Annotated in this window: 19 protein-coding genes and 2 tRNA genes; 4 read left to right on the top strand and 17 right to left on the bottom strand. The window is 69.3% G+C overall.

All coding sequences use genetic code 11. The features are described 5' to 3' along the window. Positions 1–48: 48 nt before the first annotated feature. From catC to C7416_RS04420, 3 genes are all read right to left on the bottom strand, one after another. A complete protein-coding gene (gene catC / locus C7416_RS04430) occupies positions 49–333 on the bottom strand; it encodes a muconolactone Delta-isomerase (RefSeq protein ID WP_062802966.1) in 285 nt (94 codons plus the stop codon). Between the two features lie 47 nt (positions 334–380). Then, the gene (locus C7416_RS04425) at positions 381–677 is read right to left on the bottom strand and encodes a YciI family protein (protein WP_092315624.1); all 297 of its coding nucleotides are present in this window, start codon (positions 675–677) and stop codon (positions 381–383) included. Positions 678–762: 85 nt separating this feature from the next. Continuing rightward, entirely contained in the window at positions 763–1,140 is a 378-nt protein-coding gene (locus C7416_RS04420) for a short-chain fatty acid transporter (RefSeq protein ID WP_111517285.1), read from the bottom strand. Between the two features lie 259 nt (positions 1,141–1,399). Between C7416_RS04420 and C7416_RS04415 the strand changes: the two genes are divergently transcribed. Both C7416_RS04415 and C7416_RS04410 read left to right on the top strand, forming a co-directional pair. Beyond that, the gene (locus C7416_RS04415; RefSeq protein WP_111517284.1) at positions 1,400–3,097 is read left to right on the top strand and encodes an MBL fold metallo-hydrolase; all 1,698 of its coding nucleotides are present in this window, start codon (positions 1,400–1,402) and stop codon (positions 3,095–3,097) included. 80 nt (positions 3,098–3,177) lie between these two features. Continuing rightward, a tRNA-Arg gene (locus C7416_RS04410) sits at positions 3,178–3,254 on the top strand. Positions 3,255–3,338: 84 nt separating this feature from the next. Here the strand turns inward: C7416_RS04410 and C7416_RS04405 are convergent. Next, complete coding sequence (locus C7416_RS04405) at positions 3,339–4,259, bottom strand: hydrolase (protein ID WP_111517283.1); 921 nt, start codon at positions 4,257–4,259, stop codon at positions 3,339–3,341. 251 nt (positions 4,260–4,510) lie between these two features. On the opposite strand from C7416_RS04405, the gene C7416_RS04400 reads away from it, so the two are divergent. After that, a complete protein-coding gene (locus C7416_RS04400; protein ID WP_111517282.1) occupies positions 4,511–6,337 on the top strand; it encodes a GGDEF domain-containing protein in 1,827 nt (608 codons plus the stop codon). A gap of 121 nt (positions 6,338–6,458) precedes the next feature. On the opposite strand, the gene C7416_RS04395 is transcribed toward C7416_RS04400, so the two are convergent. The 8 genes from C7416_RS04395 to C7416_RS04360 all read right to left on the bottom strand — a co-directional run bounded on the left by C7416_RS04395 (position 6,459) and on the right by C7416_RS04360 (position 14,893). Continuing rightward, a tRNA-Leu gene (locus tag C7416_RS04395) sits at positions 6,459–6,545 on the bottom strand. Between the two features lie 96 nt (positions 6,546–6,641). Next, positions 6,642–7,928, bottom strand: coding sequence for an amidohydrolase family protein (locus C7416_RS04390; RefSeq protein WP_111517281.1), 1,287 nt, complete (start codon positions 7,926–7,928; stop codon positions 6,642–6,644). A gap of 32 nt (positions 7,929–7,960) precedes the next feature. Continuing rightward, positions 7,961–8,641, bottom strand: a complete 681-nt coding sequence (locus C7416_RS04385) for a TetR/AcrR family transcriptional regulator (protein ID WP_111517280.1) — start codon at positions 8,639–8,641, stop codon at positions 7,961–7,963. After that, the gene (gene upp / locus C7416_RS04380) at positions 8,641–9,336 is read right to left on the bottom strand and encodes a uracil phosphoribosyltransferase (protein WP_111517279.1); all 696 of its coding nucleotides are present in this window, start codon (positions 9,334–9,336) and stop codon (positions 8,641–8,643) included. Before upp ends, C7416_RS04385 begins: the two co-directional genes overlap by 1 nt. Before the next feature lie 72 nt (positions 9,337–9,408). Continuing rightward, a complete protein-coding gene (locus tag C7416_RS04375) occupies positions 9,409–10,701 on the bottom strand; it encodes a URC4/urg3 family protein (RefSeq protein ID WP_111517278.1) in 1,293 nt (430 codons plus the stop codon). Next, positions 10,698–11,936 (bottom strand): GTP cyclohydrolase II, encoded by a 1,239-nt coding sequence (locus C7416_RS04370; protein WP_111517277.1) that lies wholly within the window; start codon positions 11,934–11,936, stop codon positions 10,698–10,700. The genes C7416_RS04375 and C7416_RS04370 overlap by 4 nt, the downstream gene beginning before the upstream one ends. A 265-nt stretch (positions 11,937–12,201) precedes the next feature. Beyond that, the gene (locus C7416_RS04365) at positions 12,202–13,326 is read right to left on the bottom strand and encodes an acyltransferase family protein (protein WP_111517276.1); all 1,125 of its coding nucleotides are present in this window, start codon (positions 13,324–13,326) and stop codon (positions 12,202–12,204) included. A gap of 298 nt (positions 13,327–13,624) precedes the next feature. Beyond that, on the bottom strand, positions 13,625–14,893 hold the full coding sequence (locus tag C7416_RS04360; protein ID WP_111517275.1) for an MFS transporter: 1,269 nt from the start codon (positions 14,891–14,893) through the stop codon (positions 13,625–13,627). Between the two features lie 172 nt (positions 14,894–15,065). On the opposite strand from C7416_RS04360, the gene C7416_RS04355 reads away from it, so the two are divergent. Further along, positions 15,066–15,998, top strand: coding sequence for a LysR substrate-binding domain-containing protein (locus tag C7416_RS04355; protein WP_111517274.1), 933 nt, complete (start codon positions 15,066–15,068; stop codon positions 15,996–15,998). Here the strand turns inward: C7416_RS04355 and C7416_RS04350 are convergent. From C7416_RS04350 to C7416_RS04330, 5 genes are all read right to left on the bottom strand, one after another. Then, positions 15,967–16,254, bottom strand: coding sequence for a DUF2917 domain-containing protein (locus C7416_RS04350; protein ID WP_111517273.1), 288 nt, complete (start codon positions 16,252–16,254; stop codon positions 15,967–15,969). The two genes, C7416_RS04355 and C7416_RS04350, sit on opposite strands and share 32 nt — an antisense overlap. A gap of 105 nt (positions 16,255–16,359) precedes the next feature. Further along, a complete protein-coding gene (locus tag C7416_RS04345) occupies positions 16,360–17,700 on the bottom strand; it encodes a TolC family outer membrane protein (RefSeq protein ID WP_111517272.1) in 1,341 nt (446 codons plus the stop codon). A gap of 173 nt (positions 17,701–17,873) precedes the next feature. Continuing rightward, positions 17,874–21,794 carry a beta strand repeat-containing protein gene (locus tag C7416_RS04340; RefSeq protein ID WP_111517271.1) on the bottom strand — a complete coding sequence of 1,307 codons (3,921 nt, stop codon included), beginning with the start codon at positions 21,792–21,794 and terminating at the stop codon, positions 17,874–17,876. 88 nt (positions 21,795–21,882) lie between these two features. Next, positions 21,883–23,265 (bottom strand): HlyD family type I secretion periplasmic adaptor subunit, encoded by a 1,383-nt coding sequence (locus C7416_RS04335; protein ID WP_111517270.1) that lies wholly within the window; start codon positions 23,263–23,265, stop codon positions 21,883–21,885. Then, positions 23,249–25,462 (bottom strand): type I secretion system permease/ATPase, encoded by a 2,214-nt coding sequence (locus tag C7416_RS04330; RefSeq protein ID WP_111517269.1) that lies wholly within the window; start codon positions 25,460–25,462, stop codon positions 23,249–23,251. Before C7416_RS04330 ends, C7416_RS04335 begins: the two co-directional genes overlap by 17 nt. Between the last annotated feature and the right edge of the window lie 267 nt (positions 25,463–25,729).

Below are 25,729 nucleotides of genomic sequence, written 5' to 3'. Positions count from 1 at the left end.
AAGGGGTGCATGATAAGCCACGCGACCGGGCTACGGAAAGGTGGTCGCTCAGTTCTGCGCGATGGCGGAGCCGTGCTGGGCCAATGGCGTGACCCGGATCTCCATGTACGGGTACAGCGGCAGCGCGGTCAGCAAGGTGTGCAGTTCATCGTTGTCGCTGACGTCGAAGATGCTGACGTTGGCGTACTGGCCCACCACGCGCCACAGGTGGCGCCACTTGCCTTCGCGCTGCAGGCGCTGCGACATGGCTTTTTCATCGGCCTTGAGTTGCTCGACCAATTGCGGGTCGAGCGATGCGGGAATCCTGACGGTCATTTCGGCCATGAACAGCATGGGGTCTCCGGGTGTTGGGTGGCGATGGGCAGCATGCGCGGCCCCCCTCAGAGGCGGCAGGTGCCGTCGAGATAGGCCTTGCGCCAGCGCACGATGCGCACCTCGGCAAACAGGCCCGCCGCGGCGAACGGGTCGGCGTCGATAAAACGCTGCGCGGCCTCTCGGCTGTCGACATCGACGATATAGACGCCGCCGCCGGCGTCGGAGCCGTCATCGTTGAGCTTGGCGCCGCACGCCAGCAGCAGCGCCTTGTTGGCGTCGAGATAGTCCAGGTGGCTGGCGCGGGTGGCCTGGCGCACGTGCTGGTGGTCGGGCTTGTCGACGGTTTCGATCAGGTATGGCATGCGGTTCTCCTTTCAGCCTTGCGGCCTTGCATCAAAGTCTGGCAATCTGCGCGCCCCACATCAGCATCGCAGCGATATAGACGGCTCAGTACCGCATCTGGACATCGTCGACCTTGCCGGTGCGCGCGTTGTACAGGCAGGCGTAGTGGAAGCCGATCGCGGCCGAGCTGTCGTCCGGCTCGAACACGCCTTCGCCGTTGACCGAGGTCTGCGCGTTGGGGCGCTGGTAGTACTGTTCGCGGTCTGCCATCAGCATGACGCTGCCGGGCTGCGGATAACGGCGCTGCAGCGCTTCCGCCACCGCCGGCTCGCAGGCCGCGGAAGCCGCCCGGGACATGGCCTGGGGATCGACGGTGATGCGGGTGGTGGGCGGCGGCACCGGGCGCGGAGCCAGCTGCGGCGGCGTCTCGCAGGCCGCCACCAGGCACGCAACCGTCAGGCACAGGTAAGAAGCTCGGATCACGCGGACCTCCTCCGATGGGAGCGCCGGCGGTGGCGCCCCGAAAAGTGAAGCGGAGCTATCAGGTTACTGCCTGTGGCCGGAAAAGCCAAAGCCCGCCCGCTCGTGCCCGCCGGCTCGGACCACCGTGGCAGCGGCCGCGGCGCCGGGATTCCCCGGACTTTCGAATCCGCGAACGCGGCTAAACTAGCGCACGCGGCCGCGCCCTGGCTGGTCTGCCTTGCCTCCGGCGTGCCGCGCGTACAACCCACGATGCCGACCAATGACAACCACAGAGACAAGCGGCAACCGCCCCGCCAATCCCACGCCGCTGTTGCGCACGGCCGCCAGCCTGCTGGTGGTGCGCGATGCGCCCGCCGGCATGGAAGTGCTGCTGGTGCGCCGCGTTGAACGCGCCAACGACCGCAGCAGCGGCGCCTATGTTTTTCCCGGCGGCACCCTCGATGCGCAAGACCGGCACCTGCACGCGCACGCCCACGGCCTCGATGACGCGATCGCCAGCGAGCGCCTGGGCCTGCCGGCCAGCGGCCTGGACTTCTACCTCGCCGCGGTGCGCGAATGCTTCGAAGAGGCCGGCCTGCTGTTCGCCTGCGATCACCAGGGGCGCCTGCGCGCGCCGCACGAACTGGACGCCGCGCAGCAGGCGCTGCTGCGCGAGGCCGTGCAACGCGGCGGCCCCGGACTGGCCCACGCCTGCGAGCGGCTGGGCCTGCGCCTGGCGGCGGACCGCCTGGCCTATCACAGCTACTGGCTGACGCCGCCCGGGCTGCCCAAGCGTTTCGATACCCGCTTCTTCGTCGCCATCGCTCCGGAGGGCCAGCTGGCCGTACCCGATGGCACCGAGATCGTCGAGCACCGCTGGGTGCGCCCGGCCGACGCCGCCGACCCGGCCAGCGGCCTGCCGATGATGCATGTCACGCGCCGCACGCTGGGCTCGATCGCGCAATTCGAGACCGCCGCGGCCTGCTTTGCGTATTTCTCGCAGCTGCGCGGCATCGCCTGCATCATGCCGCGGCTGGCCACGGGCGCGGCGGGCGTGCGCCCGGTGATGCCGAACGAGCCCTGCTACGCCGAGATCGGCCGCATCGATCCGGACGGCAAGGTACACGGCCGCTACGAGCTGGCGCCCGGCGTGCCGGTGCAGTTGTCGCAGCGGGTATGGCGCGTCACGGCCAACAACGGCAGCGTGATGACCGGCCCGGGCACCAACACCTACCTGGTCGGCGGCGGCGCGCGCAACGAATGGGCCGTGATCGATCCGGGCCCGGACGATGGCGAGCAGGTGCGCGCCATCCTGGAAGCGGCGCCCGGGCCGATCCGCTGGATCCTGGCAACGCATACGCACCTGGACCATTCGCCCGCGGCGGCGGCATTGCAGGCCGCCACCGGCGCCACCGTGCTGGGGCGCGCCGCTCCCGCCGGCCCCTGGCAGGACACCACCTTCGCGCCGCAGCGCGAACTGCAGCACGGCGAACGCCTGGCCCTGGCCGACGCTTGCACGCTGCGGGTCTGCCACACCCCCGGCCATGCGTCCAACCACCTCTGCTACCTGCTCGAGGAAGAAAAGACGCTGTTCACCGGCGACCACGTGATGCAGGGTTCGACGGTGGTGATCGGCCCGCCCGATGGCGACATGCGCGCCTACCTCGACTCGCTCGCCGCGCTGCAGGAAGAAGACCTGGAGTGGCTGGCGCCGGGACACGGATTCCTGATCGCGCGCCCGCAGGACGCGATCCGCATCCTGGTGCGGCACCGCCTGCAGCGCGAGGCCAAGGTCGCCGGCGCGCTGCGCGAACTCGGCGCGGCCGCGCTCGGCGAACTGGTGCTGCGCGTCTATGACGATGTGCCGCCGCGCATGCATCCGGTGGCGCAGCGCTCATTGCTTGCGCACCTGATCAAGCTGCGCGACGAAGGCAAGGCGCGGGAGGCGGATGGCGTCTGGTCGGAGGCCGCAGGCTGAGGCTGGATGCGTCCGTTGAAGATTTTTCGGCAGGGGGCTTGCGCAAATCAATAATTGCGATACAATTGCGCCTCTCGTGTGCGGCTGTAGCTCAGTTGGATAGAGTACTTGGCTACGAACCAAGGGGTCGTGGGTTCGAATCCTGCCAGCCGCGCCACCTATGCAGAAAGAAAAAGGGCTTCCGGAAACGGAAGCCCTTTTTTGTTGTCGCGCGCCTTGCGCGCGACTGCCCCCACCACCCCTACCATCGATATCTCGCGCCGACGGTGCCGCTCGGGTTGCGCCCCGCCCTGACCTTGAACCACAGCTTGACGCCGGTCTTGGTATTGCCATGCGCGCCGATATTGAACGAGAACAGTCCGCGCAGCAGGTCGGCATCGATCTTGGTGCCGTTGATATTGATGACCTGCTTGCGGCTCTCCTGCCACCAGTCGGCCTCGACGAACGGATAGATGCCGGCCAGCCGCGTCGGCTGCGCGCCGTACAGGCGCACGCCGATGCCGGTGGCGCTGGCATCGCCGGGCATCGCCTGCGCCAGCTTGTTCGGGTCCGCGCTGGTGCCGGGCTGGTAGGCCAGCTGCAGCCGCGGCTGGATGGTCAGCCCGCCGGCGCGCGGCACTACGGCATCGACCGCCAGCGCCATGGTGCGCACGCGATTGTCGGCAAAGCCGCTGGCGGTGGTGATGTCGTCGAGATGCAGCGACAGACGGCGCGCACGCTCGGGCATGGCCGCGGTCTCGCGGTCCACGGCGGCGAGGCCCGGGGCATCGTCATCGGGACCGGCACCAAGCGCGCGCGGCAATGCGGAAGAAGATGGGGATGCGGATGGCGGCGCCACCGCCGCGTATTCGACCACCACCGGCTCCGGCGGCTGAACCATCCAGCCGCTCGCTTCAGAGCCGTCGGCCGGCGGTCCGGAAGCCTGCGCCGGCTCCGCCGGACCGGTTTGCGCCAGGCTTGCCTGCAGCGGCGGATCCGCGGCAGAAACGCCGTGGAAGTCCGGCAAGGCTTCGTCTGCGTGTGCCAGCGCACACATCAGCATGGCCAGCAGGGCGCAGTAATGCAGGTGATGGTGGACGATGCCGGGATGCGCGGCACAGCCGTGCCATCCGGGGCTCGTCCCCGCCTCCCTCTCTCTCGATGATGACAAGACCACAGTCATGGCAACCACCTTCGGGACGTTATAAATGCCTGCCCGATGAGCTTGAGCATAGGTCAAATGCCCCGCCAGCGTTAGCCGCGTATGTTCGGCTGCGCGCGCCCGCGAAAGCCTGCCGCACAGCGGCCGGCGCCGGTGTCGCCGGCGCAAATCGCGGAAGATTTGGACAGCTGCCGCGGCCTTTTCGTCAATAATGTCGGGATTGACAGAATTTTCACGCATGGCCCGGCCACTGGCAGCCGGGTGGAGACAGCATGGCCCTGCGGCAACGCGCCCGACAGCTTGATCCCGGCAACCGCACTGCCCTGACCGCCGGCAACGGACCGCGCCGCAGCCTGCAGCGCAAGCTGGCGGTGGCGACCACGGTGGGCGGCCTGTGCACGGTGGTGCTGGCGGCGCTGGTGATCGCCGCCTCGTACGGCGACTTCGCCGCGGCCCGGCAGAACCTGTACGACATCTCGGCGTACCGCGACGTGCTCGACGCCGCCAACACGCTGTCCGCCGAACGCGGGCCGGCCAACAGCGTGCTGGGCGAACCGCCCTCGCCCCACAGCGCGGCGCGCGAGCGCCTGCAGGCGTTCCGCGCCCGCAGCGACGCGGCGCTGGCGCGGCTGTCCGCGCCGCCTCCCGCCCCCTTCGGCCTGCACAGCCATCACCTGCCACCGCTGATGGTCGAGCGCGTGCGCGAGCGCCTGGCGCGGGCGCGCGCCGAAATCGACGAACTTGCCGCGCGCGCGCCGCAGCAGCGCGACATGGACGAGATCCGCCACGCCATCGAAGCCATGTTCGAGGTCGTCGACGCGCTGCAGCCCGCCATCGCCTGGCAGGTGCGCGAGCTGTCCGTTTGCGATGACGGCCTGGCCGCGCCGGCGCTGACCGGCAAGATGCTGGGCGACCTGCGCGAGTACGCCGGGCGCATGGCATCGCAGATCATGGCGCCGGTGGCGGCGCGCCAGCCGATGCCGGTGCAGAGCCTGGTCGACGCGACCCGCTCGCGCGGACGGCTGCTGGAGCTGTGGCAGTTGGCCGGGCCGGCGTACAACATGTTCGGCGCTGCGCCGGCGCTGGAACAGGCCTATGCCGACGCCGGCCACCAGTTCTTCGGCCGCGGCGTGGCCATGGTCGACAGTCTGGTCGCGCAGGGGCGCATCTCTGGCAACTACTCGATGACGCCCACCGAACTGACCAACCGCTATGTGCCCACGCTGGAGCCACTGGAGCGGCTGCGCAGCGTGTTCCTGGACGAGGTGGTGGCGCATTTCACCAGCACGCGCGAGCGCGCGCTGCGCCGGCTCGCTGCCGCGTGCGGCACTTCGGCGCTGATCCTCGCGGTGCTGGGCTACATGCTGGTGTTCGCGCGGCGCGCGGTGTTCCTGCCGCTGCTGCGCGCGCGGGCGGAGGTGATCGCGTTGGCCGAAGACCGCGGTCAGCCGCACCAAACCCCGCCATCCGAGGCCGCCATGCAGGCCAGGCGCATGGGCCAGGCCGCGGAGATGCGGCGCCTGTTCGATGCCATCGACATCCTGCGCCGCAAGCTGCGCGAGCGCGCCGCCCTGACCGCGCAGCTGGAGCAGCAGGCCCGCACCGACAGCCTCACCGGCCTGCCGAACCGGCGCGCGCTGGAACTGGTGGCGGCGCGGTACGGCGCGCACGAGCACGCCAGCCTGGTGCTGATCGACGTAGACCGCTTCAAGCAGATCAACGACCGCCACGGCCATGCGGCAGGCGACCAGGTGTTGCGCAATATCGCCGCGCAGATGCGCGCGCTGGTGCCGGCCGAGGGCGTGCTGGCCCGCTTCGGCGGCGAGGAGTTTGCACTATGGCTGCCGCACGGCCGGCCCGGCGAAGCCGCGGCGCTGGCCGAAACGCTGCGCGCGGCCATTGCGTCGCGGCCGGTCTACCTGTCCGGCACCACGCAGCTTGGCGTGACCGCCAGCTTCGGCGTGGCCGTCGGCCATGGCGGCGCGAGCCACTGGCAGCGCCTGTTCGGCGCGGCCGACGCGGCCATGTATCGCGCCAAGGCGGAGGGCCGCAACTGCGTGCGCGAGGCGCAGGACCTGGAGGGAATGCCGGCACGCTGAACCACCGCGCCAGCCAGATCAGAAACCACGGACGAAAAAAAGCCCGCTAGCGCGGACGTGGTTGCCATGGAGCATGGCCTGAAACGAAAAAAGGCTCGCTTGCGCGAGCCTTTCCGAATTTTGGTGCCCAGAAGAGGACTCGAACCTCCACAGTGTTGCCACCGCTAGGACCTGAACCTAGTGCGTCTACCAATTCCGCCATCTGGGCTTCGTTTCACTGCATTGCTACAGCGATGCGAAGAACGAAATTATGCCGAGTGCTACGAGCCCTGTCAACACCCGCCTGCAAAAAACTTTGTGCCGGCTATGCCGCACCGCCGTCGCGCCGGAAATCCACCTGCGCCGGCCGTCCAGGCAGCGCCAGCGCCGCGGTCGCCGCCGGCATGGTGGCAATGGTCTTGCCGGCGCGCAGCACGCGCAGGCGCGTGGCGCGCAGCCGGATCGCCTCGACCGGGTCGCGCGCCTGCAGCAGCACCAGGTCGGCGCGGCAGCCCGGCGCCAGGCCATAGCCCTCCAGCCCCAGGATGCGCGCCGGCGTGGCGGTGACCGCGTCGAAGCAGGCGCGCATCGCTTCCTGCCCTGTCATCTGCGCCACATGCAGGCCCATGTGCGCCACTTCCAGCATATCGCCGGAGCCCAGGCCGTACCACGGGTCCATCACGCAATCGTGGCCGAACGCCACCGGCACGCCGGCCGCCATCAGCTCGGGCACGCGCGTCATGCCGCGGCGCCTGGGGTACGTATCGTGCCGACCCTGCAGCGTGATGTTGATCAGCGGATTGGCAATCGCCGCGACGCCGGCCTCGCGCATCAGCGGGATCAGCTTGGACACGTAGTAGTTGTCCATCGAATGCATCGAGGTCAGGTGCGAGCCCGCCACCCTGCCCTGCAGGCCCAGCCGCACGGTTTCGCTGGCCAGGGTCTCGATATGGCGCGACAGCGGATCGTCGCTTTCGTCGCAATGCATGTCGACGCGCAGGCCGCGTTCCGCCGCCAGCTCGCACAGCAGCCGCACCGACTCCGCCCCCTGCGCCATGGTGCGCTCGAAATGCGGAATGCCTCCGACCACGTCGACCCCCCGCTCCAGCGCGCGCTTCAGGTTGGCGAGCGCGCCGGGCGCGCGCAGCACGCCGTCCTGCGGGAACGCCACCAACTGCAGGTCCAGGTATGGCCGCACGCGTTCGCGCACGTGGAGCAGCGCCTCCACCGCCAGCAGGCGCGGATCGCACACATCCACATGCGAGCGGATCGCCAGCAGCCCGCGCGCCACGGCCCAGTCGCAATAGGCAAGCGCGCGCTCGACGATAGCCTCCTGCGTCAGCAACGGCTTCAGTTCGCCCCACAGCGCAATGCCTTCCAGCAGCGTGCCCGACTGGTTCACGCGCGGCAGCCCGTACGACAGCGTCGAGTCCATATGGAAATGCGCATCGACGAACGGCGGCGTCACCAGCTGGCCGGCGGCATCGATCTCTTCGCCCGCGCGCGCGGCCAAGGCCGGCTCGACCGCGGCGATGCGCCCTTCGGCAATGCCGATATCGATGCCGGTGCGCCCGTCGGGCAGGTTGCAATGCCGCAGGATCAGGTCGAGCATGGGTCGTGTCGTGTTATCCGGTATGGAGAAGCTCAGGCCAGCGGAGCCGGCGCCAGGCCGCAGCCGCGCAGCAGCATCACCACCACATGCTCGGTGGCGTGCGCATAGTCCTGCGGCTGCAGCCGGCTGATGCCCAACACCGCGCAGACCTGCGATTCGAAGTCCGCGTAGGTCTGGGTGGCGGCCCAGATGGTGAAGAACAGGTGCTGCGGATCGACCGGTGCCATCTGGCCGCGGTCGATCCACTGCTGCACCACCGCGGCCTTGCGCGACACCAGCTCGCGCAGGGCGTGGCGCAGCACCTCGCCGATCTCGGGCGCGCCATGCAGCAGCTCGTTGGCGAACACCCGCGACGCATCCGGATGGCTGGACGACAGCCGCATCTTGGCGCGGATGTACTGCTCCAGCGCCACCTGCGGCGGCAGCTCGGCGCGGATCACGTCGGCCTCCGACAGCCACAGCTGCAGCGTGTGCGCCAGCACCGCGCGGTACAGCGCCTGCTTGGTGCGGAAGTAGTAATGCAGGTTCGACTTGGGCACCCCCGCGCGCATGGCGATCTCCGCCATGGTGGCGCCGGCAAACCCGGCGCGCGCGAACACGTGCTCGGCCGCGCGCAGGATCATGGCCTGGTTCTCCTGCCGGATGCGGCCGCCCGCCGCCGCGCGCGCCGGCGGCGCGCGCAGTGTCGGCGCAAGGCCGGCGCGCGAGTCCATCAGCGCGTGCCGTACAGGCGGTCGCCGGCGTCGCCCAGGCCCGGCACGATATAGCCGTGCTCGTTGAGGGTGTCGTCGATGGCCGCGGTGACGATGCCGACGTCAGGATGCGCAGTGCGCAGCGCGCGCAGGCCCGGGCGCGAGGCGATCAGGCATACATACTTCATGGTGGTGACGCCGGCCTCCTTGAGCCGGTTCAGCGCCGCGATGGCCGAATTGCCGGTGGCCAGCATCGGGTCGACCACGATCACCATGCGCTCCTGGATGTCCTCGGGCATCTTGAAGTAATACTCGATCGGCTCCAGCGTCTCGGGGTCGCGGTACAGGCCGATATGGCCGACGCGCGCCGCCGGCAGCAGGTCGAGCATGCCGTCGATAAAGCCGTTGCCCGCGCGCAGGATCGATACCAGGCACAGCTTCTTGCCGGACAGCACGCGCGACTGCGTGGCCGCGATCGGCGTGCGGATGGCGATGGTTTCCATCGCCAGGTCGCGCGTGGCCTCGTACGTCAGCAGCTGGCTAATCTCGCGCACCAGGCGGCGAAAGTTGTCGGTGGTGGTCTCCTCGCTGCGCACCAGCGTGACCTTGTGCTGCACCAGCGGATGGTCGACCACCATCACGCCGGACAGGCTGGCAGGGTCGGCGGGGTCCGGCGCGCGCGCCTCGACTGCGGGAACAGCGGTCATGTCGTTCATGGTGACGCTCCTGAAGCCACGTTGCACAAGCCTTCCCTGCTTGCAACGCCGCCCGCGGCGCGGGCGGCGCGTTCAGAACACCGTGCCGTCGCTGGTGATGGCAAACGGCGGCGCGCCGCCGGGCCGGCGCTTGGCGGCGATGCGCCGCCCCGCCGCCCAGGTGCCGCCTTCCAGCACGCGCGCCAGCGGGAACTGCGCCTCCTCCAGCCCCAGCGCCTGGCGCACGCAATCGGCCACCAGGTCCAGGCCGCTGACGGTCAGCGCGCGCCATTCGACGATGACGGGCTCATCGACCGCATGTGGTTCTGCGGAAAAGCCGGGATCGCGCGGCACCATCAGCTCGAAGTCATACAGCAGGCCACCGTTGCGGTACTCGGGCAGGCCGGTCAGCGCGTCGAGGCCGGTCACGGTCAGGCCAGCGTCCTCGAGCGGCTCCAGCAGCGAATAGGTCAGCCACTGGGTCAGCTTGTGGAACGGCACCAGCCCGCCCGGGGCCGCCGGATGGCGCCAGCAGTCGCCCAGCGACACGCCCTCGACCACGATGCGCCCCGGCCACACCGGCCCGAGGCCCACCAGCAAGGTGCGCAGCAGGAAGCCGGCATCGAGCTGGCCGCCGACGGCGTGCGCCTTCAGGTAGTCATAGAGATTGCCCAGCCGCGCCGGCCGGCCGAACAGCGCCGGGGTCGCGTCCATCACCTCGCCCAGCCGGCGCAGCAGCCCGGCGCGGCCTTCCAGCCCCACCAGCGGGTTGTGCTGCGCGACCTGGAAGGCATGGGCGATGCTGTCGGCATCGATGCGCTGCAGGCGCTCGGCATCGGCGCGCAGCGGGTCGCCCGGCGCCGCGGAGAAGCCGCCACGCGCGAACAGGTCGAAGCTGGCCGCGCCAAGGCCTTCCGAACGCGTCAGCACCAGATCGCTGGCCGGATCGCGGTAGCGCCACTCCGGCCCGGCGCCCGCATCCAGCAGCACGCTGGGGATCACCAGGTCGATGCCGATGCGGGCGCGCTCCTCGCGGTGTTCGGGCCCGCTCAGCGCGGCGCGCTCGCACAGCACCTGCCAGCGGTCCGTGCGCTGGTCGCCCGCGCCGCTTTCGAAATGGCGCCAGCGGCTGTGATAAGGGACCTGCAGGTCCGGATAGCGCTGCCGGATGGTGCTGGCGACGTAATCGGCTATCGCATGCACGCGGTCCGGGTGCCAGGTGAAGAGTTCGGACGCGCCGCTGGCCACGTGTTCGGTGACCGCCGCGCAATGGGTGCGCACCGCCTCGGCGCACAGCAGCGCCGCCGCGGGATGCCCTTCGGGCACCGGGCTCAGCCAGCCGTTGCCAGGGCGCTCGTTGGCACTGTCCTCGGGATACCTCGTCATTCGTTCAACCCCCTGCCCTTTGCCAGGGCCAGTTCGTTCGCATCCGGCGGCGTGTAGTGCGTGAAGTAGCCGGCGGCCACCTTGGCGTCGATCTCGACACGGGCGTCGGCGGGGATCAGCGCCTCGGGGATCGCCACCTGCTCGACCACCTCGATGCCCTGCGCCACCAGCGCGCCATGCTTCATGTTGCTCATCGACGCCCAGCGGTCGATGCGGCGGATGCCCAGCCAATGGAACACATCCGGCATCAGCTCCTGGAAACGCATGTCCTGCACGCCCGCCACGCATTCGGTACGGGCAAAATATGTCTCGGCGCGGTCGCCGCCAGCCTGGCGCTTGCGCGCGTTGTAGACCAGGAACTTGGTCACCTCGCCCAGCGCGCGGCCCTCCTTGCGGTTGTAGACCACCAGCCCGACACCGCCCTGCTGCGCCATCTCGATGCACACCTCGATGCCGTGTGCCAGGTACGGCCGGCAGGTACAGATGTCTGACCCGAACACATCCGATCCGTTGCATTCATCGTGCACGCGGCAGGCCACGCGGGTCTCGGGCTTGCCCAGCTGGCTGACATCGCCGAAGAAATACAGCGTCATGCCGCCGATCGGCGGCAAGAAAACCTTCAGGTCCGGCCGCGTCACCAGTTCCGGGAACATGCCGCCGGTCTGTTCGAACAGGCTGCGGCGCAGCACGCTTTCCTTGATGCCGAAGCGGGCCGCCATGCCGGGCAGGTACCACACCGGGTCGACCGCCGCCTTGGTCACGCGCACGTCGCCATTGGCATGCAACAGGTCGCCATCGGGCTTGAGCCGGCCCGCGGCGATGGCCGAAACCAGTTCCGGCATGTTGATGTGCGCGCGCGTCACCGCGATGGTCGGGCGGATATCGACGCCGGCGGCGATGCGGTCAGCAAAGACGGTGGAGACCAGGTGCCCCCACGGGTCGAGGGAGACGATCTTGTCCGGGTCGCCCCACTGCGGATGCGGGCCGATGGCCTCGGCGGGCGCGGTGTCGGTCAGGTCGGGACGGTGGTCGCGCTGCAGCGTGCCGGAGGCGACCGCCAGTGCACGGTAGATGGCGTAGGCGCCGGCGTGGGTGCCGATCACATTGCGCTGCGCAGGATTGCCCAGGCTGGCGATCACCGGTCCGCGCTCCGCCGCCGTGGCGGCGCCCCAGTGGATCGGCTCGGCCGGCTTGTCGCGGCGCGCGTGCGAAGTCAGGACGATATGGTCGGACATGACACCCTCGGTTCCCGATGGAATCCTGACCAATCGGTCAGGTTTACGATTCCATACTAGGCAACCTTTGTGCCATCGCCCAATGCCCGTTTACGCCAGTGTTGCGCCGGTGTGTGTGGCGCCCAACGCAAGTCCGCGGCAGTGCATGCACGCCCGGCGTGCCGACGGCACCACGCCGGCGGCTTGCATGCACCGTGCGGATGCCGCGCGCGTCCACGTCACGCAAGCGCGCTCCGCGTACGGTGCGCGGCGATGGTTGCAAGGGTTACATGGTCGGGCGGCTCGCCGAGCCGGGGCCCGAATCGCCTGCCGCGTCACCGCGGCCGCCCAGCAATGCCCGCAATGCCGCGAACGGCTGCGCACTTTCGACGAAGCGGTAGAACACGGCACCCGCCACATTGCTCAGGACCCACGCCGACGCCATGCCGAGCGCGTTCAGCACCGGCTGCCCGGGCGCGAGATGCGACATCAGCGCATTGACCACCAGGCACACCGGGAAATGAACCAGGAACACGGAATAGGAAATGCGCCCGAAGTAGCCCACCGCGCGCGCCCGCGGCCAGCGTTCCAGCCATTCGCCGCGCCGGGCCAGCGCCAGCAGCAGCGCGGTGGCCAGTGCCACGGCAATGCGCACCCGGAAGTCCAGCACCAGCGCGCCCAGCGCCGCCGCGCCGAGCAGCGCCAGCGGCAGCAGCGGACGGCCCGGGGCGGACGCCCAGTAGGCCAGCGTGCCCATGCCATAGGCACCGAAGAAGTACACCGCCCAGATATCCCATGCAGCATCGCGGTTGAACCAGAACAGCGACGCCACCGCCGCGAGCGCGACCAGGCCGATGCTGAGCGCCACGCCCACCGGCGCCCTGCCGCGCGACACCACCCGCGCGGCCCACAGCGTGCCCAGCAGCAGCGCGAACAACTGCAGGTCGATGGCCACGTACCAGGCCCCGGCCGACAACGCGTCGACGTCGACGATGTCATGGAGCAGCGTCAGGTGCGCGAGCAATTGCCCCAGCGTGGGAGACGCCGGGATCGAGTCATGCGTCATCCAGTGCCGCGCCAAGGCGGCGCCGGCAATGCTGAGCAGGATCGCCGCGGCAAACGGCACCACCAGTTTCTGGTAACGGCGCCACAGCAGCGACAGCGGGTGCTGGCGGATCTCCAGCCGCCCGTCGGGCGCCAGGCTGCGCGCCGCCAGGAAGCCGCTGATCACCAGGAACACCTGCACCGCGATGCGGGCGTAGTCATAGAGCCAGTCCACCAGCCCTGGCGCCAGTTGGTAGGCTGTATCGGACATCGGTCCATAGAAGGCGAGGTGGTGCAGGACGATCAGTTGCGAACTGACGGCTTTCAGGGCGTCGATGCACGGCAGGCGCGACGGGCGGGAGCTCATTGTTATAGGGATGAGGCAAAGGGCACGGAAGGCGCGATTCTACCCGTTGCACTACCAAGCAATGTGGCGCAATGCATACATTGTGCGGCTTGGTTACACAGTGGCCGTGCTTGTTGCCAGTTCGACAGCCGTCGTACCGGCGCATCGGCAGCTGGTGGGGATCATTGGCACAGCGCCATCAGCGCGATCCACGCCTGGGCATGGGCCGGATCGAGCCACCCCGCCAGCGCCACCGCGCACACGACGGCGCCACCGAGTACCGACAGCCACGCGGCGAGCGCGGTTGCGCCGGGCCGCCTCATGGCCGTGCCGGTGCCAGGCCGGTGCGGGCGATCTGGCGGTCGTCGATCGGCGAATGCAGCGCCGCGGCGACGATCCCCAGCGCCATGGCGCCGTACCAGACCGCGTCGTACGAGCGGGTCAGCTCGAACACCAGCCCGCCCAGCCACACCCCCAGGAACGAGCCGAGCTGATGGCCCAGGAACACGAAGCCGAACAGCGTGGCGAGATAGCGCACGCCGAACACCTGGGCCAGGATGCCGTTGGTGAGCGGCACCGTGCCCAGCCACAGCAACCCCATCGCCGCACTGAAGGCGTACAGCGTCGCCGGGCTCAGCGGCAGCAACAGGAACAGCGCCATCGCCGCGGTGCGCGCGAGGTAGATGCCGGCGAGCAGGTACTTCTTGCTGTGACGCCCGCCGAGCAGCCCGCACACATAGACGCCGGCCACATTGGCCAGCGCGATGATGGCGAGTGCCGCCATGCCGTCGGCCGCACGCATGCCGCGGTCCAGCAGATAAGCCGGCAAGTGGCTGGCGATAAAGGCCAGCTGGAAGCCGCACGCAAGAAAGCCCAGGTTGAGTAGCCAGAAACCCGAATGGCCGAAGGCCTCGCGCACTGCGGCGCCCAGCGGCTGGCCCGCCGCCCCGTCGGCCGCGTGGTGGTCCGGCGCTGCCGCCGCGCCGCGGTCGTGGAACGGAAGGGCCAGAGGCAACAGCACGGCCAGCGCCACGGCAAGCAGCAGCAGCGTGCCCGCCCATCCGGTCCCCGCCAGCAGCGCCTGGACGCCAGGCACCAGCGCAAACTGGGCGATGCCGCCGACGGCGCCGGCCAGCCCCAGCGCGCGGCTGCGCTGCGCGGCCCCGGTCATCCGGCTGAGCGCGCCATAGACCACGCCGAAGGTGGTGCCCGACAAAGCCACGCCGAGGCAAAGTCCCGCCGACCACACCAGCGCCGTCGACGTATGCGCCTGCGTCATCCCATAGAGCCCCACGGCATACAGCGCCAGCCCGCCCGCCATCACCTTCCACGAGCCGTAGCGGTCGGCCAGCATGCCGGTGAAGGGCTGCGCCAGCCCCCAGGCCAGGTTCTGCACCGCCATGGCAAAGGCGAAGGTCTCGCGGGTCCAGCCGCGCTCGGCAATGATGGGCAGCATGAACAGCCCTTGCACATGGCGCACGCCCAGCGCCATTCCCATCAGCACGCCGCCGGCCAGCACCAGCACCCACAGTTGCCGCCACCAGGGCGTGACGCCGGAATCGGATGAGGGTGGCAAATGGATGGTCATGGCAGCCTCTTGTCAATCAATGGCGCCTGCAGGCGCGATGGCTCTATTGCAAGCGACGGCAGCCCTTGCTTCAACCGATCTTTCGGTCGTCCTGCCATGCGCACCACGCATGGCAGGAACCTGCCGGATCGTGCTGTAATGAGGTCTCGCACGTCTGCCTGGAGTTCTCTGCATGTCCACCCCGCTGGTTCGCCTGTTCTCGCTCGACCTGCTCAAGGGTTTCGTTGCCGTCGGCCGGCGCATGAGCATTACGCAGGCGGCGGACGACCTGTGCCTGACCCAGTCGGCGGTAAGCCGCCAGATCCATGCGCTGGAGGCGCAACTGAAGGTGCAGCTGTTCGTGCGCAAGCATCGCGGCGTTGCCTTCACCGCCGAGGGCGAGCGCTTGTTTCGCAGCGCCGACAGCGCGCTGCAGCAGCTGCAGGACGTGGTGGCCGAGGTGCGCCGCAGCGAGGGCCGGCAGCCGGTCACCGTCACCGCCAGCATCGGCGTGACCGGCCTGTGGCTGCTGCCGCGGCTGGGGAGCCTGCAGAAGGCACACCCGCACCTGGATGTGCGCCTGTCGGCCAGCAACCGCATCAGCGACCTGCGTGAAGAGGGGATCGACCTCGCGGTGCGCTATTGCCGCGACGCCGCGGCGCCGCCCGATGCCGTGCGCCTGTTCGGCGAGCACATCGCCCCGATCGCGCATCCGTCGCTGCTGGCCGCGCTCGCGCCGCACGGCGATGCGCTGCTGCAGCTGCCGCTGCTGGAATTCGACGATCCGCGCCCGTGGCTGCAGTGGCGCAGCTGGCTGGCCGCGCGCGACCTGCGCCAGGCCAGCCAGCGCGGCATGCTTCGCTTCAACCAGTATGACCAGGTCATCCAGGCGGCGCTGGCAGGGCAAGGGGTCGCGCTGGGCCGGCTGGAACTGGTGCGGCCGCTGGTCGACGGCGGCCAGCTGGCGCTGGTGCCCACCGCGCGGCAAGCGCCGCCGAGCCCGAACGCCTACTGGCTGATCCAGGCCGCCGCGCAGCCGCGCGCCGACGTCAAACGCGTGGCGCAGTGGATCTGCCAGGAAGCCGCGCGCACGGTCAAGATGCCCGCGCGCCCCGCAGCCAGCTGAACCGCAGCGGCCCGGCCCGGCGCGGCGGCGCTTCGATCCGGCACAGCGCCGGGCCCGCGCCGTGCAGCGCCGCGACAAAGACCTCGGCATCCGCTTGCAGCCGATGGCGCTCGCCGGGTGCCAGCAACACATCGGGCGACGGCCGCCCCGGCACCTCGAAGGTCAGCCACAGGTTGCCGCCGCGGCAGACCAGTTCCGTGCCGGCGCGCAGTCGCAGGCCGAGACATTCCGCTTCCAGGGAAAAAGTGCGTGACATGAAAGGCTCCGGTTAGGGCCTTTTTATTGTGCTGGGCGGCGTCGCAGGCTGCCATGAGCAATGCGTCGGCCAGCCATCTGCCAGCGGCATGCGAGCCCCGCAGGGCTAGCGCTGCCCCGTGCGCGTCCCGGCCCGGGCCAGCGCCTCGCCGGGGGGCGCGACGTCGAGCGTCGCCAGCAGCAGCCCCATGCCCGCCAGGATGCGGTACTGGCTGGCCAGTTCGGTGTACTGGCCCGTCACATAGGCGGTGCGGGCGCTGAAGTATTCATTCTCGGCATTGAGCAGGTCCAGCAGGCTGCGCTGCCCGATGCGGAATTGCCTGCCGTAGCTGAGCCGCGTGGCATCGCTTGCCTGCACATATTGCTGCAGGCTGGCCAGGCGGTCCTGCGCGGTTCGGTTGGCGTTATACGCCAGCGACACGCTTTCCTGGACCTGCCGCCGCAGCCGTTCCAGGTTCTGCTCGGCTTCCTGGATCTGGAAGCCAGCCTCGCTGATGCGAGCCTTGTCGGCATTGCCGCGGAACACGTTATAGCGCACCCGCAGCATCACCCGGCGCTCGTCGGTGGTGCCCAGCACACGGTCGCGGTCGCGGGCCCCGCCTACCTCCAGTTCCAGCCTGGGCCACAAGGCCGAGCGCGCCTGCGCGCGTGCGGCCTCGGCCTCGGCGATATCGGCCTGTCCCGCGCCCAGCGCAGGGTGGCTGGCACTGGCCACTTGCTGCGCCTCGCGCTCGGTCGCGGGCAGCACGGCAGCCAGCGATGCCGGGCGGGACAAGAACTGCGGCGTGGTCCCGACCACGCGCACGAACGCCGCCTCGGCATCCTGCAGCGCGCCTTGCTCCGCCCGCAGGCTGGCCTTGGCCAGCGCGAGCCGGCTCTCGGCCTGGTAGAGGTCGGCGCGGCGCAGTACGCCATTGTCGGCGCCGAGCCGGATCTGGTCATGGATATGCTGGTGGGCCTCGAGATTGGCGATGCCGATCGCCACGGTTTCCTGCCGACGCAGGACCTCGACATAGACGCCGACGGTGCGCAGCGCGATGTCTTCGGCGGTAGCGCCGACCCGGTAGGCCGCGCCTTCGATCCGGGCGCCCTGGCGCTCGACATCGCTGCTCACGCCGAAACCGTCGAACAGCATCTGCGTGATGGTGACGTCGGCGGCATGGCGGCCATACGAGGCGTCCGACATCCCGGCCACGCGGCTGCTTTGGCTGTCGAGCCGCACGCGGCCGGTGGCGCCGCCGATATCGATTCGCGGCAGGTAGCCGGCGCGCGCCTGCTTCAGCCCCTCGTCGGCAGCCAGGCGGCGGCTGCCCGCGGCCAGCACTTCGGGATTGCTGTGCACGGCCAGGTCGACGGCCTGGGGCAGCGCCTGGGCCGCTGCGTACTGCGGCAGCGCCAGTGCCATCCAAAGCAGCACGGGTGCCGGCCGGCACCATGTCGTCGTCATGCTTCCCCCTGCCGGGTACACCGCGCTCGTGCGTTGCACGCGTCCGAACGCGGTGCCCTACCCGCTTATTATGGTTTTGATACTGCCGGCGGCGGTGCCACCGTCCTGCGTTGCCGCTTGTTGCTGTTTGCTTCCGTTTCCTCCCTTGCGCTGCCCTCCTGCCGGTGACTGGCTCAAGCCGTATGGATGTTGCCGTTGCTCAGCAACGTATTCAGGTCCAGCCCGACCACGCCCTGCAGCACGGCGACATCCTGGAATGCGGCGGCGCTGCCGCCGCCATCGCGGTCCAGGCTGACCACGGTATTGCCATCGACCTCCGCCAGCCGGACGAATTGCGCCACGTTTGCGCTGGTCACGCTGACGCCCGACAGCAACTCCGACAGGTCCAGCACGTCGCCCCCTGCCGAGGCCGGCGCGAGGTCGAAGTCGGTGATCGTATCGACCGAAGCGGCCTCGCCGCGCAGGAAGCCAAAGGTGTCGCTGCCTGCGCCGCCGGCAAGCGTGTCCGATCCGGCGCCACCAGTGATCAGGTCGTCGCCCGCCCCGCCTGTCAGCTGGTCATCGCCCGCGCCGCCACGCAGCACATCGTTGCCGGCCGAGCCGTTGATCGTGTCGTTGAAGGCCGACCCGATCACGCCCTCCATGCCCTTGTAGCTGTCCGTGCCCAGGCCGACGCTGCCAAGATTGACCGAGGTCGCGCTGCTGCTCTGCACCAGCGTGAAATCGATCGCGCCGGTGGCATCGGAGAAGTCCAGCAGGTCGATGCCCGCGCCGCCATCGACGGTGTCGTTGCCGGCGCCGCCGCGCAGGACGTCATTGGCGCCGCTGCCGGTCAGCGAATCGTTGAAGCGCGACCCGATCACGCCTTCCATATTGCTGTAGGTATCGCTCCCAAGGCCCACGCCTGACAGGTTGACCATCGTGCTTCCGCCCTGCGCCAGCGTAAATGCCAGCCCGCTGCTGGCATCGGACAGGTCCAGCATGTCGATGCCGGCGCCGCCATCGAGCGTATCGTCTCCGGCGCCGCCTCGCAGCACGTCATCGCCCGCACCGCCGCGCAATGTGTCGCTCCCTGCGCCGCCGATGAAGACATCGCTGGCCGGGGCTCCGCTCAGCGCATCGTTGTTGCTGCCGCCGTCGAGGTAGGAGGCCTGGTAAGTCTGGCCTGCCAGCGTCACCGATGCCGCGCCATTGGTCGACGAGACATTGACCGTCACGGTAGCCGTGCTGGTGCCGCCCGCACCGTCGGAGACGGTATAGCTGAAGCTTCCCGCCGCCGCGTTGCCGGAGTCGAACATGATGTAGCTGTTATTGGTGCCGGGCGCGAACCGCAGGTTGCTGACGGCTCCAGTGGCCCCGGCGAGCGCGGTTATCGCAAGCGCCGAGCCATCGACGTCGCCGTCATTGGCAAGCAAGGCACTGACCGGTATCAGGATGCTGCCGGTGTTGTTCGAGACATAGACCACGTCCGCGGCAGCCATCGGCGCATCGTTGACAGGATGGATGGTGATCGCCACGGCATCGGTGTCGGTCGCCGCGCCGTCGCTGGTCTGCACCTGCAGCGAGGCCGTGCCGGCATAGTCCTTGTCGCCGACGAACTGCAGGCCGTCCAGTGCGGCGTGGATTGCCGCGTCGCTGCCGGTGAAGGTCATGGTGCCGTCCGCGCTGCCATCGCCGGCAAGGAACTGCAGTCCCGCCGTGCCGTTCAGCGTAATCGTGCCGCCGCTCGCCTTCAGCGTCACCGTATGGCTGCCGCCGTCCACATCGAAGAAGCCGAGGGCATTGCCGGTGGCCGTGCCGAATACGAGCGGCGTGTCTTCATCGACCGACTGCGCCCCCGGCACGCTGTTGACGGCGGCATCGTTGGCGCCCACGACATTGACCTTGATTTCCTGGCTGGCGCTGAGGTCGGCGGAATGCACCGTCAAAGATTCCATAACCTGCTGCCCGGCAGCCAGCCCATCAGCCTTGCCGTTATCCAGCGTATAGGTCCAGGCGCCGGTGGTGGTGTCGAACGTGAACGTGCCGTACTGCCCTACCAGGCTGTCCGGCGGCACCGCGGCGAAGTAGGCCTCGCCGGCATCGACATCGCTGAGGGTCAGCGTGCCGCTGGCAGAGGCGTCGCCTGCCGTGGCATTTGCGACGCCGCCGGCTTCTATCACCGTCGTATCGTCGCTAGCCGACGCGGTGATGGTCGCTGCGTCGTTCGTGCCGGTGATATTGACCGTGATCGTCCGCTGCGCGGTCTGATCGGCCGAGGACACCAGTAGCGAATCGCTGACCTGTTGTCCGGCGGTCAGCGCATCGGCCTTGCTGTTATCCAGCGTGTAGGTCCAGGCACCGGTGCTGCTGTTGAAGGTAAACGTGCCGTACTGCCCGACCAGGCTTTCCGGCGTCACCGCGGCAAAGTGCGCTTCGCCGGTGTCGACATCGCTCACCGTCAGCGTGCCGCTGGCCGACGTGTCGCCTGCGGTGGCGTTGCCCACGCCGCCAGCTTCGGTCACCGTCGCATCTTCGCTCGCCGACGCGGTGATGGTCGCCGCATCGTTGGTGCCCGTGATGTTGACCGTGATGGTCTGCTGCGCGGTCTGGTCGGCCGAGGACACGGTCAGCGCATCGCTGACCTGCTGCCCCGCAATCAGCGCGTCGGCCTTGCTGTTGTCCAGCGTATAAGTCCAGGCGCCGGTGGTGCTGTTGAAGGTGAAGGTGCCGTATTGCCCGACCAGGCTGTCCGGCGCCACCGCGGCAAAGTGCGCTTCGCCGGTGTCGACATCGCTCACCGTCAGCCTGCCGCTAGCGGACGCGTCACCTGCGGTGGCGTTTGCCACGCCACCAGCTTCAGTCACCGCCGTGTCCTCGCTAGCCGACGCGGTGATGGTAGCGGCATCGTTGGCCCCGTTGATCCGGATGCTCAGCGTCGATGCCGCCGAGGCCTGGCCGTCCGTCACGCTATAGCCGAACGACTCATCGAGATGGTCGCCAAGGCGCAACGACTGGACCAGCGGATTGCCGTTGTCCAGGGTGTAGCTGTAGCTTCCGTCGGCGTTGATCTGCAGCGTGCCGTACTGGCCGACATAGGTGCCGGGACTGGCCACGGCGAGCACATTACCGGCATCGACGTCGCTGTCATTGGCCAGCACGTTGCCGGTAACGGGGTTCGGATGGTTGTCTTCGCCGATGGCGTTGGTATCGGCCGCGGCGGTAGGGGCATGGTTGTCGTAGCCGGCAAAATCGGATTTGGTCAGGTCGTGCAGGCCGTCCAGGCGAATCACCATTTCGGCGGTGGCGGGATTGCCGTCGACATCGACGTAGACATAGGTGTTGCCGCCCGATTGCTGGTACCAGGCACCATGGGCGGTCGGCGTCAGGCCGCCCCACTGGAAGCCGGTGTCGCCCAGCACCGGGCGCAGGTCCAGCCGATCGGTGCCGCGCTGGAAGTCGGCGATGATGTCCATGCCGGCCGCGGTGGAATCGGAGACAGCGTTGTAGAGGAAGGTGTCGCGGCCGCTGCCGCCGCCCAGCGTGTCGCCGCCGCCCCCGCCGGCGACGGTGTCGTTGCCGCCTTCGCCGTAGACGGTGTCCCTGCCATTGCCGCCGGCGATGATGTCGTCGCCGCCGACGACGGCGCCGTCGCCGTTGTCGCCAAAGATCAGGTCGTCGCCGTTGCCGCCCTGGATGCGGTCGTTGCCCGGCTGGGCCGATTCGTGCCCGCGCCCGCGCAGATAGTCGGCATGGCTGTCGTAGCCGTCGCCATACAGCGTATCGCCGCCGTTGTCGCCGGTGTAGAGCGTCGACGCACCGTCGGCGCTGCCGATCACGTCGTCGCCGCTGCCGCCATAGACCGCGTCGGTGCCGTTGCCGCCGGACAGGCTGTCGTTGCCGCGACCGCCGAACACGCGGTCCTTGCCGTTGGCGCCCAGCAGCGTGTCGTTGCCATCGCCGCCCTCGACGATATCGTCGCCGTTGCCGGCATCGACATAGTCGCTGCCATCGCCCGCACTGACATAGTCGTTGCCGTTGCCGCTCAGAATGGTGTCGCTGCTTGCGGTGCCGATGAGGCTGTCGCTGCCGTTGGTGCCAGTCACGGTTGCCATGGTGGTTCTCTCTCCGTCCTGAATGCAGGCCTTGCGGCCATGCCTTGCTTGTTATCGTTGCAAAAGGGCTCGCGTGCGAGCGCAGTCCCTACCGTTCACGGAACGCCATGTCCCGGGTCTTGATGATGGGCTTGAGCAGGTAATGGAGCACCGTCTTCTGGCCCGTCAGTACATCCACCGTGGCGACCATGCCGGGCAGGATCGGCACCTGCACCGCACTGCCTGCCGGCCGGTTGTCGCGGGTGCGCACGCGCACCAGGTAGTAGCTCTCGGGCCGCTCGCCGGGCCGCTCCGGCGTGAGCGTATCGGCGCTGATATGTTCGACGGTGCCGGCAAAGCCGCCATAGACGGAGAAATCGTAGGCCGACAGCTTGACCACGGCTGGCTGGCCCGGCCGCAGGAAGGCGATGTCCGCCGGCCGCACGCGTGCCTCGACCAGCAGCGTGTCTTCCAGGGGCACGATTTCCACCAGGTCCATGCCCGGCTGGACCACGCCACCCACGGTGTTGATCTTGAGCTGCTTGACGATCCCGCTCAGCGGCGCGCGCACCAGGGTGCGATCGACCCGGTCCTGCAAGGCGGTGTTGGTCGCGCTCAGCGCTGCCTGCTCGGCCCTGGCCTGGTTGAGTTCGCGCATGGCCTCGGCGCGGAAATGCGCGCTCGCCTCGTCGAGCTTCTGCTGGCTCTCGCGATAGGCCGCCTCCAGGCGCGGCATCGCCAGCGGCGACGCGTCGAGCTCGCCCTTGAGGTCATTGGTCTGCCGCTCCAGCCGCAGCACATCGACATCGGAAACCACGCCCTGCGCCACCATCGGCCGCATCATCGCCAGCTCCTGCGCCACCAGGCGATGGCTCTGCCGCAATTGCTGCTCGCGCGAGCGCTTTTCGGCCAGCTCCTGCCGGCGCTGCTCCGACTGCCGGCGCAGCACGGCCAGGTTCGCTTCCAGCGCGTGCTTGCGCGAGGCGAACAGCGAGCGTTCCTCGGCCACGAAACGGCGCGTATCGCCGTCGCCGCCCGCGCTGGCGACGAAGTCGGTGCCGGCGGCCTCGGCGCTCAGGCGCGCGATGCGTGCCACCAGCGCATCGTCCTTGGCGCGGCCTTCCTGGTACGAGGCGGTAAAGCGCGTATCGTCGATGCGCATCAGCGGCTGGTCCTTGCTGACGACCTGTCCGGGCCGCACCATGATCTGCGCCACGATCCCGCCTTCCAGGTTCTGCACCACCTGCACCTGGCTCGACGGAATCACCTTGCCCTCGCCCACAGCGACCTCATCGACCCGTGCCAGCGCCGCCCAGCTCAGCGCCACGATGACGAAGACCACCGCGCACCACAGGATCCAGTGCGCGAACCAGCGTGGCCGCGACAGCGCCGCCGCGTCGCGCGCATCCATGAAGGCGGTGTCGTCGTCGCTTGGCCGCAGCGCGGCGGCCACGCGGCGCGCAAGGGCGCGGGGTTCAGGCCGAGGCGACATGGAGCTTTCTCCCCGCGAGCGCGTTCAGCACCTCGGCCTTGGGCCCGTCCGCGACGATGCGGCCCTGGTCCATCACGATCAGGCGATCGACCAGGCTCAGCAGCGAGCCGCGGTGGGTCACCAGCAACAGCGTGCGCTCGCCCAGCGCTGCCGCGAGCCGAGCCTTGAACTGCTCTTCGGTGCGGTTGTCCATGGCACTGCTGGGCTCGTCGAGCAGCAGCAGCGGTGGCTGCAACAGCTCCGCGCGCGCGATCGCGATGGCCTGCCGCTGTCCACCCGAAAGCCCCTCGCCGCGCTCGCCCAGGCGCAGATCATAGCCCTCGGGCAGGCGCTCGATGAAATCGCTGACGCCGCCCAGGCGCGCGGCGCGCAGCACGGCGGCATCGTCGGCGTAAGGCGCGCCCATCACGATGTTGTCGCGCACGGTGCCGCTGAACAGCATCACGTCCTGCGGCACATAGCCGATACCGCGCCGCAGCGCCGCCGGGTCGAGCTGGCGCACCTCGGCGCCGTCGACCAGCACCGAGCCGGCATCGGGCGGATACAGGCCCAGGATCAGCTTTTCGATGGTGGTCTTGCCCGAGCCGATGCGGCCGATCAGCCCGACCCGCTCGCCGCTGGCGATGCGGAATGACACACCGTCGAGCGCGGCACCGTCGCGGCCGGGGTAGCGGAAGCTGACCGAGCGGAATTCGATCTCGCCGCGCAACGGCGGGCGGTGCAGGAAATGCTTGCCGGGCGGGCGCTCGACCGGCAGCGCCATGATCCGGTCGAGGGCGGCCAGCGCGGTGCGCGCCTGGTGATAGCGCGTGGTCAGCCCGGCCATCTGCGACAGCGGCGCCAGCGCGCGCCCGGCCAGGATGGTGCAGGCGATCAGGCCGCCCATGGTGAGGCGGTCGTCGGCGATCTGGTAGACGCCAATGACGACCACCACCAGCGTGGCGGCCTGCTGCGCGAACAGCGCCGCGTTGATGACGCACGCCGACAGCCAGCGCGAGCGCAGCGCCAGCCTGGCCATCTGCCCGACCACCTGCTCCCACTGTCGCTGCGCGACACCTTCCGCGCCGGTGGTCTTGATGGTCTCCAGCCCCACCAGCGTCTCCACCAGCGCTGCCTGCCGCTGTGCCGCGCAGGCACTGCTGGCCCGCACCGCGCGCGACAACGGCCCCTGCAGCGCCAGGCTGAGGCCAAGCACCAGCGGCACCGTCAGCAGCGGCACCCACGCGAGCGGGCCGCCCACCCAGAACATCGCGGCGATGAAGACCGCGGCAAACGGCAGGTCGACCAGCGTGGTGATGGTGGCCGAGGTCAGGAAATCCCGCACCGATTCGAATTCCTGCAGCTGGCTGCTGAGGCTGCCGACCGAGGCGGGCCGTGAGCGCATCTCGATGCCCAGCACTTTCTCGAACACCGTGGCGGACACCGTCACGTCGATGCGCTTGCCGGCCACGTCGACAAAGTAGCCGCGCAGCATGCGCATGGCGAGTTCGAACAGCAGCACCAGGCCGACGCCCACGGCAAGCGCCCACAGGGTCTCCAGCGCATGGTTCGGCACCACGCGGTCGTAGACGTTCATGGTGAACAGCGGCATCACCAGCGCAAACAGGCTCAGCAGCAAGGAAGCCAGCAGCACCTCGCCATAGACCGGCCAGCACTGCCGCATCACGCCCCAGAACCATGCCTGCGGTGCTTGACCGGGTGCGTGATCGGGTGCGTGACCGGGTGCGGCATCGATGGCAGCCCGGGCATCCGAACGGTACGCGGGCCGGGCAAAGATGGCGTGTCCGGTGTAGCGCGCCAGCAGGTCTTCGGCGCGCACGGCCTGTTCGCCGTCGCCGAACTCCGGCAGCACCACCACCAGCATGCCCCGCTCTGCGCGCCGCACCAGGATGCAGGCCTCGCCCTGGTCCAGCAGCAGCATCGCGGGCAGCACGCGGTCAGGGATCTCGTCGGGCTTGCGTCGCACCAGACGCGCGCAGAGGCCTGCGCGCGCCGCGGCACGCGTGCACAACGCGGGGGTCAGGCGATGGCCCTCCAGCGGCAGACCGGCGACCAGGGCCTCGGCGGAGGCAGGCTGGTGGAAGTGCCGGGCCAGCCAGAGCAGGCAGTCCAGCAGCGCATCGTCGGGACGCGCGTCGCCGGGCAGACCCGGGACGGCATGCCGGATCTCGCGCGCATGCGTGGCGGCCGCGTGCATGGCACAGGTCCCGGTGTTACGGCGACGGTGGACCAGGACGCTGCCGGCCGATGGCACCTGCCGCCATCGTCGTGCGCCCGCGATTGCTTGCTGCCATGGTGCCCCCCGTCCCGTTGCCATGTCGTTTTTTGCAAGCGTAGGTGAGCCCGACGCCGTCGCCCATCGTCCGGATGGCGCAACCGGCGCTTCCGATGCCTCGGGGGTCTCATCCGTTTGGCGTTTCACCAGTGCAACCGATGCGGGGAGCGCGCCGTAGCTGGGAATTTG

This window comes from Cupriavidus phytorum (genome assembly GCF_003254285.1).
GTDB classification, from domain to species: Bacteria; Pseudomonadota; Gammaproteobacteria; order Burkholderiales; family Burkholderiaceae; genus Cupriavidus; species Cupriavidus phytorum.
The sequence above is the reverse complement of the archived record's forward strand: the minus strand, read 5'-3'. Positions and strand labels throughout refer to the sequence as shown.